This window comes from Enterobacter sp. KB-221C9 (assembly GCF_041320715.1).
Lineage (GTDB): Bacteria > Pseudomonadota > Gammaproteobacteria > Enterobacterales > Enterobacteriaceae > Enterobacter > Enterobacter asburiae_D.
In genome coordinates, this window is the sequence record NZ_JBGIWG010000012.1 from 29,896 (window position 1) to 41,914 (window position 12,019).

Annotated in this window: 8 protein-coding genes; 6 read left to right on the plus strand and 2 right to left on the minus strand. The window is 57.0% G+C overall.

The window, feature by feature from the left end; all coding sequences use genetic code 11:
* The first annotated feature begins 249 nt into the window (after window positions 1-249).
* From purL to glnB, 5 genes are all read left to right on the plus strand, one after another.
* Window positions 250-4,137: a phosphoribosylformylglycinamidine synthase gene (gene purL, locus AB8846_RS17250; protein ID WP_370733248.1), complete on the plus strand. Its 3,888-nt coding sequence runs from the start codon at window positions 250-252 to the stop codon at window positions 4,135-4,137.
* A 535-nt stretch (window positions 4,138-4,672) separates the two neighbouring features.
* Window positions 4,673-6,100, plus strand: coding sequence for a two component system sensor histidine kinase QseE/GlrK (gene qseE, locus AB8846_RS17255; RefSeq protein WP_331411565.1), 1,428 nt, complete (start codon window positions 4,673-4,675; stop codon window positions 6,098-6,100).
* Window position 6,101: 1 nt separating this feature from the next.
* Window positions 6,102-6,839 carry a two-component system QseEF-associated lipoprotein QseG gene (gene qseG / locus AB8846_RS17260; RefSeq protein WP_370733249.1) on the plus strand — a complete coding sequence of 246 codons (738 nt, stop codon included), beginning with the start codon at window positions 6,102-6,104 and terminating at the stop codon, window positions 6,837-6,839.
* Window positions 6,826-8,163, plus strand: a complete 1,338-nt coding sequence (glrR, locus tag AB8846_RS17265) for a two-component system response regulator GlrR (protein WP_023308835.1) — start codon at window positions 6,826-6,828, stop codon at window positions 8,161-8,163. The genes qseG and glrR overlap by 14 nt, the downstream gene beginning before the upstream one ends.
* 65 nt (window positions 8,164-8,228) lie before the next feature.
* Window positions 8,229-8,567: a nitrogen regulatory protein P-II gene (glnB, locus tag AB8846_RS17270; protein WP_003860685.1), complete on the plus strand. Its 339-nt coding sequence runs from the start codon at window positions 8,229-8,231 to the stop codon at window positions 8,565-8,567.
* An 82-nt stretch (window positions 8,568-8,649) separates the two neighbouring features.
* On the opposite strand, the gene hmpA is transcribed toward glnB, so the two are convergent.
* On the minus strand, window positions 8,650-9,840 hold the full coding sequence (gene hmpA, locus AB8846_RS17275; protein WP_370733250.1) for an NO-inducible flavohemoprotein: 1,191 nt from the start codon (window positions 9,838-9,840) through the stop codon (window positions 8,650-8,652).
* Window positions 9,841-10,144: 304 nt separating this feature from the next.
* On the opposite strand from hmpA, the gene glyA reads away from it, so the two are divergent.
* The gene (gene glyA, locus AB8846_RS17280; protein ID WP_008502165.1) at window positions 10,145-11,398 is read left to right on the plus strand and encodes a serine hydroxymethyltransferase; all 1,254 of its coding nucleotides are present in this window, start codon (window positions 10,145-10,147) and stop codon (window positions 11,396-11,398) included.
* Between the two features lie 54 nt (window positions 11,399-11,452).
* On the opposite strand, the gene AB8846_RS17285 is transcribed toward glyA, so the two are convergent.
* Window positions 11,453-11,875: a DoxX family protein gene (locus AB8846_RS17285; protein ID WP_063143407.1), complete on the minus strand. Its 423-nt coding sequence runs from the start codon at window positions 11,873-11,875 to the stop codon at window positions 11,453-11,455.
* Between the last annotated feature and the right edge of the window lie 144 nt (window positions 11,876-12,019).

Below are 12,019 nucleotides of genomic sequence, written 5' to 3' on the forward strand. Positions count from 1 at the left end.
CGCCGGTTGCCTCAGTCTGCTGTAGCCATGTTAATCATAAGGTTTGCCATTGAATGAGCGGCATTTTGCGTAAACTTGCGCCACTTGGCAACCAATTAGAGAGACAGGTCACATCTATTGTTAAATCTCTGTGCGAATTTTATTTCGACGCAAACGGTTTCGTCGGCGCTCAGGATTCTCTATAATGACGCCCGTTTTCCCCCCTTGCGCACACTGTAAGCGCCCCGGCGCTTCGAAGACGAGAGACTTATGATGGAAATTCTGCGTGGTTCGCCTGCACTGTCTGCCTTCCGTATCACTAAACTGCTGGCACGTTTTCAGGCGGCCGACCTTCCGGTAAGCAATATTTACGCTGAGTATGTCCATTTTGCTGACCTGAATGCCCCCCTGAATGCAGAGGAGCGCGTACAGCTGGAACGCCTGCTCAAGTATGGTCCAAGCCTGAGCAGCCACACGCCAACCGGCAAACTGATCCTTGCGACGCCTCGTCCGGGCACCATCTCCCCCTGGTCTTCCAAAGCCACCGACATCGCCCACAACTGTGGCCTGAGCCAGATTAACCGTCTGGAACGCGGCGTGGCGTACTACGTGGAAGCCTCTACCCTGAGCGACGCGCAGTGGCAGGCGGTTGCGGCTGAACTGCACGATCGCATGATGGAGAGCGTATTTGCCTCTCTCGATGACGCGCAGAAGCTTTTCTCCCACCATCAGCCTGCGCCGGTTCAGAGCGTAGACCTGCTGGGGCAGGGCCGTCAGGCGCTGATTGACGCCAACCTGCGTCTCGGCCTGGCGCTGGCAGAAGACGAAATCGACTACCTGCAGGATGCGTTTGTTAAGCTCAACCGTAACCCGAACGACATCGAACTCTACATGTTCGCGCAGGCGAACTCTGAGCACTGCCGCCACAAGATTTTCAACGCCGACTGGATTATTGACGGCGAACAGCAGCCGAAGTCGCTGTTCAAAATGATCAAAAACACCATGGAGCAAACCCCTGACCACGTGCTGTCTGCCTATAAGGACAACGCCGCCGTCATGGAAGGTTCCGAGGTGGGCCGCTTCTTCGCCGATCGCGAAGCAGGGCGTTATGACTTCCATCAGGAGCCCGCGCATATTCTGATGAAAGTGGAAACACACAACCACCCGACGGCGATCTCCCCGTGGCCGGGTGCGGCGACCGGCTCCGGCGGTGAAATCCGTGACGAAGGCGCGACCGGTCGTGGCGCTAAACCTAAAGCGGGTCTGGTCGGTTTCTCCGTTTCCAACCTGCGCATCCCGGGCTTTGAACAGCCGTGGGAAGAAGATTTCGGCAAGCCAGAGCGCATCGTAACCGCCCTGGATATCATGACCGAAGGCCCGCTGGGCGGCGCGGCGTTTAACAACGAGTTTGGTCGTCCGGCGCTGAACGGTTACTTCCGTACCTATGAAGAGAAAGTGGAAAGCCACAACGGCGAAGAGCTGCGCGGCTACCACAAGCCGATCATGCTTGCGGGCGGGATCGGCAACATCCGTGCCGATCACGTGCAGAAAGGCGAGATCGTCGTCGGCGCTAAGCTGATCGTGCTCGGCGGCCCGGCGATGAACATCGGTCTGGGCGGTGGCGCGGCCTCTTCTATGGCCTCCGGCCAGTCTGATGCGGATCTCGACTTCGCCTCCGTGCAGCGCGACAACCCTGAGATGGAGCGTCGCTGCCAGGAAGTGATCGACCGCTGCTGGCAGCTGGGCGATGCCAACCCGATTCTTTTCATCCACGACGTGGGCGCGGGCGGTTTGTCCAACGCCATGCCGGAGCTGGTGAGCGACGGCGGCCGCGGTGGCCGTTTCAACCTGCGCGATATCCTGAGCGATGAGCCGGGCATGAGCCCGCTGGAAATCTGGTGTAACGAATCCCAGGAGCGCTACGTGCTGGCGGTTGCCGCGGATCAGCTGCCGCTGTTTGACGAACTGTGCCGCCGCGAGCGTGCGCCGTATGCCGTCATCGGTGAAGCGACCGAAGAGCAGCACCTTTCCTTAAGCGACACTCACTTTGACAACCAGCCGATCGATCTGCCGCTCGACGTCCTGCTCGGTAAAACGCCGAAGATGACCCGCGACGTAACGACCCGCAAAGCGGCAGGCAAAGCGCTGGATCGCCAGGGCATTACGGTGGCCGAAGCGGTCAACCGCGTGCTGCACCTGCCTGCCGTGGCGGAGAAAACCTTCCTGGTGACCATCGGCGACCGCACCGTGACCGGTATGGTATCGCGCGATCAGATGGTCGGTCCGTGGCAGATCCCGGTCGCTAACTGCGCCGTGACCACCGCGAGTCTCGACAGCTACTACGGCGAAGCGATGGCCCTGGGTGAACGCACCCCGGTGGCGCTGTTGGACTTCGCGGCCTCTGCCCGTCTGGCTGTCGGTGAAGCGCTGACCAACATCGCCGCGACGCAGATTGGCGATATCAAACGTATCAAGCTTTCCGCAAACTGGATGGCCGCTGCTGGTCACCCTGGCGAAGATGCTGGCCTGTATGAAGCCGTGAAAGCGGTGGGCGAGGAGCTGTGTCCTGCCCTCGGCCTGACCATTCCGGTGGGTAAAGACTCCATGTCGATGAAAACCCGCTGGCAGGAAGGCAGCGAGCAGCGCGAGATGACCTCTCCGCTGTCGCTGGTGATCACCGCGTTTGCGCGCGTGGAAGACGTGCGCCACACCGTTACGCCGCAGCTTGCGACCGAAGACAACGCCCTGCTGCTGATTGACCTGGGTAAAGGCCACAACGCGCTGGGCGCAACCGCGCTGGCGCAGGTTTACCGTCAGCTCGGCGACAAGCCAGCGGACGTGCGCGACGTTGCCCAGCTGAAAGGCTTCTACGACGCGATTCAGGCGCTGGTGGCGCAGCGTAAGCTGCTGGCCTACCACGACCGTTCCGACGGCGGCCTGCTGGTGACGCTGGCAGAGATGGCCTTCACCGGCCACTGCGGCGTGGAAGCGAACATTGCCACGCTTGGCGAAGACCGTCTGGCGGCGCTGTTCAACGAAGAGCTGGGCGCCGTGATTCAGGTGCGTGCAGCGGATCGCGACGCGGTTGAAACGATTCTGGCGAAGCACGGCCTGGTGGACTGCGTCCACTATCTGGGTAAAGCCGTTCAGGGCGACCGCTTCGTCATTGAAGCAGACGGCCACGCGGTGTTCAGCGAAAGCCGCACCACGCTGCGCATGTGGTGGGCGGAAACCACCTGGCAGATGCAGCGCCTGCGTGATAACCCGGAATGTGCTGACCAGGAACACAACGCCAAGGCTAACGACAACGATCCAGGCCTGAACGTGAAGCTCTCCTTCGACATCAACGAAGACATTGCCGCGCCGTACATTGCGACCGGCGCGCGTCCGAAAGTGGCGGTGCTGCGCGAGCAGGGCGTTAACTCCCACGTTGAGATGGCGGCTGCCTTCCACCGCGCGGGCTTTGACGCTATCGACGTCCACATGAGCGACCTGCTGGCCGGGCGTACCGGTCTGGACGATTTCCAGGCGCTGGTGGCGTGCGGCGGCTTCTCCTACGGCGACGTGCTGGGCGCGGGCGAAGGCTGGGCGAAGTCCATCCTGTTCAACAGCCGCGTGCGTGACGAGTTCGAAACCTTCTTCCACCGTCCGCAGACCCTGGCGCTGGGCGTGTGTAACGGCTGTCAGATGATGTCTAACCTGCGCGAACTGATCCCGGGCAGCGAAGCCTGGCCGCGCTTTGTGCGCAACCAGTCTGACCGCTTCGAAGCGCGCTTCAGCCTGGTGGAAGTGACCCAAAGCCCGTCTCTGCTGCTGCAGGGGATGGTCGGTTCACGGATGCCAATCGCCGTTTCCCACGGTGAAGGTCAGGTAGAGGTGCGTGATGCTGCGCATCTGGCTCAGCTGGAGAGCAAAGGCCTGGTGGCGCTGCGCTTTGTCGATAACTTCGGCAAGGTGACAGAAACCTACCCGGCTAACCCGAACGGCTCGGCCAACGGTATTACGGCGGTGACCAGCGAAAGCGGTCGCGCGACCATCATGATGCCGCACCCGGAACGCGTGTTCCGCACCGTGAGCAACTCCTGGCACCCGGAAAACTGGGGCGAGGACAGCCCGTGGATGCGTATCTTCCGCAACGCGCGTAAGCAGCTGGGTTAAGTTTTAGCACCCTAACCCCTGTAGGCCCGGTAAGCGTAAGCGCCACCGGGCTTTTTTATGCGTGTCGCAAAACTGAGACAAAGAGGGTATGCAACTGTCTCTAAATGGAGACATTTAACTCTTTGATTTATATATAACAGGACGGGTTCCCGTTAAGGTGTTGCTTAATAGCGACACTTAGCCTGGAAATCATTCAACCGTTAATTAACAGGTTAAACGAGTAAAAATCATATATTTCAATGTGTTAATATTTTGTTTTGCATTCTGGCACGAGTGTTGCATAATATTAACCAGTGGCTCATTCACCTTCTTATGTCAGCCCCTTCGGGACGCGCTACATAAACTTCGAATGACGCACAAAAAGGTGCCTGCCGTCCAACTACTGATCATAGCGATGCTTTATCAGGCCAGGGCGAAACGTCGAGTTAGGCACCGCCTCATTCCATGACAAAGCCGGGTTTTTACCCGGCTTTGTTGTATCTGAAGGGCAGACTCAGTTACGCTCTGCGTAAACCCCCATTAAGAGAGTAATGCGTTGAAACGCTGGCCCGTTTTTCCCCGCTCGCTACGACAGCTCGTCATGATGGCCTTCCTGCTGATCCTGCTGCCGCTGCTGATCCTCGCCTGGCAGGCGTGGCAAAGTCTGAACGCGCTGAGCGCGCAGGCGGCTTTGACCAACCGAACGACGCTCATCGACGCCAGACGCAGTGAAGCGATGACCAACGCCGCGCTGGAGATGGAGCGTAGCTATCGTCAGTATTGCGTGCTTGACGATCGGACGCTGGAAAAGGTTTATCAGAGTCAGCGTAAACGCTACAGCGAAATGCTGGATGCTCACGCGGGGGTATTGCCTGACGACAAGCTGTATCAGGCGTTACGTCAGGATTTGAACGATCTTGCGCAGCTGCAGTGCCACAATAGTGGCCCGGATGCCGCCGCCGCCGCGCGCCTTGAGGCTTTTGCCAGCGCCAACACCGAGATGGTGCAGTCAACGCGCACGGTGATTTTCTCTCGCGGCCAGCAGCTCCAGCAGGAGATTGCCGAGCGTGGCCAGTTCTTCGGCTGGCAGGCGCTGGTGCTGTTCCTGGTGAGTCTTGGGCTGGTACTGCTCTTTACCCGTATGATCATCGGTCCGGTGAAGGGCATTCAGCGTATGATCAACCGTCTGGGGGAGGGGAAATCGCTCGGAGATACGGTCGCCTTTAAAGGTCCACGCGAGCTGCGATCCGTAGGCCAGCGCATTATCTGGCTGTCCGAGCGCCTGGCGTGGCTCGAATCCCAGCGTCATCAGTTTCTGCGCCATATCTCTCATGAGCTTAAAACGCCGCTGGCCAGCATGCGTGAAGGAACGGAGCTGCTGGCGGACGAAGTGGCCGGGCCCCTTACGCCAGAACAGAAAGAAATTGTCGAGATCCTGGATAACAGCAGCCGCAATCTGCAAAAGCTAATTGAGCAACTGCTGGACTACAACCGCAAGCTGGCAGACGGGGCGGTCGTCCTGGAAAACGTTGAGATTGCGCCGCTGGTGGATATGGTGATCTCAGCCCATAGCTTGCCAGCAAGAGCTAAAATGATGCATACCGGCGTCGAGCTGAATGCGCCTGCCTGCCTGGCTGAACCCATGCTGCTGATGAGCGTTCTGGATAATCTTTACTCCAATGCGGTGCACTATGGTACTGAATCCGGTAACATTTATATCCGAAGTAATACGAATGGTTCACGGGTGTTTATTGACGTCGCAAACACCGGCACCCCGATCCCCGATGACGAAAAAATCATGATCTTCGAACCCTTTTTCCAGGGAAGTCATCAGCGGAAAGGCGCGGTAAAAGGAAGCGGGCTTGGCTTGAGCATTGCCCGGGACTGCATACGACGCATGCAGGGTGAGCTAAACATTGTCGCGGACGAACGTTCAGATGTTTGCTTCCGTATCGAACTGCCCCTGAGCCGGAAAAATCAATAAAATGAATCTATGTCTGGTGAGTATGTCACACGTCTTTCTCCGCGCCGTACGCGCGGTATTTTCCAGCAACACGCTTCGCCTGAGCCTGCCCTGTTTATTTCTGGCAGGGTGTATTTCCCATGCGCCACAAAGTGCCATTAGCGATAAACAAGAAGATAAATGGCCCGATAACCAGCTGGCAGATTTTCTCTCAACCCGCTGCGAAGACATCTGGAACCTGTCAGGACATGACGTTGAAAGCAACCCGCTGTTCTGGCTGCGTGGAATAGATTGCGCCCAGCGTCTGGCGCCGGTAGACGCCCGCTCAAAGGCGGCGATGCTGGATGACGACACCTGGCAGGACGCGTTCAAGCGTGGGATTTTACTCGCAGATGCGAAAATCACGCCCGTTGAACGCCGCGTCAATGTGACCCGGCTGGATACGTTTGTGGTCAATCTTCCCGTACAGGTACGCCCGGTATACCAGCTCTGGCGCGACGGGCAGACATTACAGCTTCAGCTGTCTGAAGAGCGCTCCCGCTACAGCAAGCTGCAACAGTCAACCGACACCGAGCTTGATACGCTGCGTCAACAGCAGCAACATTTACGTACCGAGCTGGATACCACGACGCGTAAGCTGGAAAACCTGACCGATATCGAAAGGCAGCTCTCGTCGCGTAAATATCAGCCGGGGAATTCATCCGCGGCACCGGACAGCGATACGCCGAAACAAGAGGATATGAAGCATGACGAGCCGTAAACCTGCTCATCTCTTACTGGTGGATGACGATCCCGGGCTGTTAAAGCTGCTGGGCATGCGTCTGGTCAGTGAAGGCTACAGCGTCGTGACCGCTGAAAGCGGGCTGGAAGGGCTGAAGATCCTCAGCCGCGAGAAAATCGATCTGGTGATAAGCGACCTGCGGATGGACGAAATGGACGGCCTGCAGCTGTTTGCTGAGATCCAGAAGCAGCAGCCGGGTATGCCCGTGATTATCCTGACGGCGCACGGGTCGATCCCGGATGCGGTTGCCGCGACGCAGCAGGGGGTATTCAGCTTCCTGACCAAGCCGGTGGACAAAGACGCGCTGTATAAGGCTATCGACAGCGCGCTGGAACATGCCGCCCCGGCGGGGGATGAAGCGTGGCGGGAGTCCATCGTCACCCGCAGCCCCATTATGCTGCGTCTGCTTGAACAGGCCCGGATGGTGGCGCAGTCCGACGTCAGCGTGCTCATCAACGGCCAGAGCGGAACCGGGAAAGAGATCCTGGCGCAGGCGATCCATAACGCCAGCCCGCGCAGTAAAAACGCCTTTATCGCCATTAACTGCGGCGCGCTTCCGGAACAGCTGCTCGAATCTGAACTGTTTGGTCACGCCCGCGGCGCATTCACCGGCGCGGTGAGCAGCCGTGAAGGGCTGTTCCAGGCCGCGGAAGGCGGCACGCTGTTCCTGGACGAGATTGGCGATATGCCCGCGCCGCTGCAGGTCAAACTGCTGCGCGTGCTGCAGGAGCGAAAAGTTCGCCCGCTGGGCAGCAACCGCGACATTGATATTAATGTGCGAATTATTTCCGCCACCCACCGCGATCTGCCAAAAGTGATGGCCCGCAACGAGTTTCGCGAAGATCTCTACTACCGCCTGAACGTGGTGAACCTGAAGATCCCGGCGCTGGCGGAACGTGCTGAAGACATTCCGCTGCTGGCGAACCACCTTTTGCGCCAGGCGGCCGATCGCCATAAACCGTTCGTGCGCGCGTTTTCCACCGATGCGATGAAGCGGCTGATGGCCGCAGGCTGGCCGGGTAACGTGCGCCAGCTGGTGAACGTGATTGAGCAGTGCGTGGCGCTGACCTCCTCACCGGTGATCAGTGATGCGCTGGTGGAGCAGGCGCTGGAAGGGGAAAATACGGCCCTGCCGACGTTTGCCGAAGCGCGGAATCAGTTTGAGCTCAACTATCTGCGCAAGCTATTGCAGATCACCAAAGGCAATGTGACCCACGCGGCGCGCATGGCCGGACGCAACCGCACCGAGTTCTACAAGCTGCTGTCGCGCCACGAGCTGGAAGCAAACGATTTTAAAGAGTAATGCCGTATGGTACTGTGAGCAATCGATTACGAGGCAGCTTACAGGCAAGAGTTTAAGGACCCACCATGAAAAAGATTGATGCGATTATTAAACCTTTCAAACTGGATGACGTGCGTGAAGCGCTGGCGGAAGTCGGCATCACCGGGATGACCGTGACGGAAGTGAAAGGTTTTGGTCGTCAGAAGGGCCACACCGAGCTTTACCGTGGCGCAGAGTACATGGTCGACTTTCTGCCGAAAGTAAAAATTGAAATCGTGGTCAGCGACGATATCGTCGATACCTGCGTGGATACCATTATCCGCACCGCGCAGACGGGCAAAATTGGCGACGGTAAAATCTTCGTCTTTGACGTGGCGCGCGTGATCCGTATCCGTACCGGCGAAGAAGACGACGCCGCGATTTAACATTGCCAACGGTTTTGTAGGCCGGGTAAGGCGCAGCCGCCGCCCGGCGAAAAAAAAGCCCCTCGAACGAGGGGCTTTTTCATTACAGCACCTTATGTGGCCCGAAACATTCGTAATGAATGTTGTCTTTGTTCACACCCAGCTCAACCAGCTGCTTCGCGGCATACTGCATAAACGCTAACGGCCCGCAGACGTAGAACTGCATGTCCGGCGCGCTAAACGCCCCTTCTATCTGGCTTAAATTCATCAGACCTTCGCTGTCAAACCGTGCGGCTTCGCGGTCTGCATCCGTCGGCAGGCGATACCAGGTGTGCGCGGTGAAGCGCGGCAGGGACGCCCCGAGCGTTTTCACTTCATCCGCAAAGGCGTGCACGTCACCGTTTTCCGCAGCGTGGAACCAGTTGACCTGCGCGCCGTGGTTTGCTTTCGCCAGCGTATCGAGCATCGCCAGCATTGGCGTTTGGCCGACGCCCGCAGAGATCAGCGTAACCGGGGTATTCGCTCCAACGGCCATGAAGAAATCGCCCGCCGGCGCGGCCAGATGGACTACGTCGCCCACGTTAGCTTCGTTGTGGAGCCAGTTGGAGACCTGCCCGCCGTCCTCACGCTTCACGGCAATGCGGTAGCCTTTGCCGTTTGGCTTGCGGGTGAGAGAATACTGGCGGATCTCCTGATGCGGGAAGCCTTCAGGCTTCAGCCACACGCCCAGATACTGGCCCGGCTGGTAATCGGCAACCGGCTGTCCGTCCACCGGCTCAAACTCAAAGCTGGTAATCAATGCGCTGCGCGGGGTTTTCTCAACGATGCGGAAGGCTCGCGTGCCTTCCCAGCCGCCGTTCTTGCTGGCGTTTTCGCTGTAGATCTGTGCTTCACGGTTGATAAACACGTTTGCCAGCACGCCGTAGGCTTTACCCCACGCGTCGAGCACTTCCTGTCCCGGGCTGAACATCTCGTCCAGCGTCGCCAGCAGGTGGCTACCCACAATGTTGTACTGCTCGGGCTGGATCTGGAAGCTGGTATGTTTCTGCGCAATCTTCTCTACCGCAGGCAGCAGCGCCGCCAGGTTTTCAATATTGCTGGCGTAGGCCGCGATGGCGTTGAACAGCGCTTCACGCTGATCGCCGTTACGCTGGTTGCTCATGTTGAAAATTTCTTTGAGCTCCGGGTTGTGCGTGAACATGCGATCGTAGAAATGGGCGGTGAGTTTAGGACCGGTTTCCACCAGCAGGGGAATGGTGGCTTTAACGGTAGCGATGGTTTGAGCGTCGAGCATGAGCGCATCCTTCTGATGTGACTTTAATGATGTATTATAAATGCATCTTATAAAAAATACCCCTGCGTTGTAAATGGTTCTTTGCAAGATGAAAAATATGCATCACAAACCTGAAAAGAAATCCGCTGGAAATGGCGAGAGCTTTATTCCTCAAACCCTTGCGTGGCGCGTAGGAAAACGTTTGCGTAAAATCGTTTGTCAAGACCTGTTATCACAGAACTAATCAGTTATACTGTTGCCCGTCGTCCAACAGGACTGCCTTTTCAGGCCAAAATTTACTTGTTAGCTGAGTCAGGAGATGCGGATGTTAAAGCGTGAAATGAACATTGCCGATTATGATGCCGAACTGTGGCAGGCTATGGAGCAGGAAAAAGTACGTCAGGAAGAGCACATCGAACTGATCGCCTCCGAAAACTACACCAGCCCGCGCGTTATGCAGGCGCAGGGTTCTCAGCTGACCAACAAATATGCTGAAGGTTATCCGGGCAAACGCTATTACGGCGGTTGCGAGTACGTTGATATCGTTGAGCAGTTGGCTATCGACCGTGCGAAAGAACTCTTTGGCGCTGACTACGCAAACGTGCAGCCGCACTCTGGCTCTCAGGCTAACTTTGCGGTCTACACCGCGCTGCTGCAGCCGGGCGATACCGTTCTGGGTATGAACCTGGCGCAGGGCGGCCACCTGACTCACGGCTCCCCGGTTAACTTCTCCGGCAAACTGTACAACATCATCCCTTACGGTATTGATGAGTCCGGCAAAATTGACTACGAAGACATGGCGAAGCAGGCTAAAGAGCACAAACCGAAGATGATCATCGGTGGCTTCTCTGCTTACTCCGGTATCGTTGACTGGGCAAAAATGCGTGAAATCGCGGACAGCATCGGTGCTTACCTGTTCGTGGACATGGCGCACGTTGCTGGCCTGATTGCCGCTGGCGTTTACCCGAACCCGGTTCCACACGCTCACGTTGTGACCACCACCACCCACAAAACCCTGGCGGGTCCACGCGGTGGCCTGATCCTGGCGAAAGGCGGTGACGAAGAGCTTTACAAAAAACTGAACTCCGCCGTGTTCCCAAGTGCGCAGGGCGGCCCGCTGATGCACGTTATTGCGGCGAAAGCGGTAGCGCTGAAAGAAGCGATGGAGCCTGAGTTCAAGGTTTATCAGCAGCAGGTTGCTAAGAACGCCAAAGCAATGGTGGAAGTGTTCCTGAACCGTGGCTACAAAGTGGTATCCGGCGGTACTGAAAACCACCTGTTCCTGCTGGATCTGGTTGATAAGAACCTGACCGGTAAAGAAGCTGACGCTGCCCTGGGCCGCGCCAACATCACCGTGAACAAAAACAGCGTGCCAAACGATCCGAAGAGCCCGTTCGTGACGTCCGGTATCCGTATCGGTTCTCCGGCCGTAACTCGCCGCGGCTTTAAAGAAGCGGAAGTAAAAGAGCTGGCTGGCTGGATGTGTGACGTTCTGGACAACATCAATGACGAAGCGGTAATCGAGCGCGTCAAAGGTAAAGTTCTGGATATCTGCGCACGTTTCCCGGTATACGCATAATTCCTCTGCTTTGCAGAAATAAAAAAGGCCGCGCTTGCGGCCTTTTTTTATGGCTTAACGCCGGTCAAGGGAAATCGCGCCCGGACCAACAATGGCCAGCAAAATAAAGGCACCGGCAATACTGATATTCTTGTAGAAGTTAATCATATTCGGCACGACCGCATCTCCGGTCATATCCCAGTAGTGGTGTCCAATCACCGCCGTCCCAAGGGTATAGAATACAAACAGTACCGCGAGAGGACGGGTGAAAAAGCCCAGGACGATCAGAATGGCGGCAGGCACTTCCATGACCACCGCAATAATGGCCGCCAGCATGGGCATCGGCGCGCCCAGCGAGGTCATATATTGTACGGTGCCGCTAAACCCCGTCAGTTTTGGATAACCAAAGATAATAAACAGCACGACAAGCGCGATGCGGCCAATCAGCAGCAGCAGGTGACGTGACTGACCGAAATCGAAATAACGTAGTGAGTTCATGGCAGAAAAACCTCTGCAAGTGGAGTAATTTAAACGTAATACATATTTTCATTCCCTGCCATAAGCCAGGCGACTGCACAAGATGTTAATTTTTCGTTAATTTATAGCAGGCTATCGACTTGCTTAATTTTTATATTCTCGCCA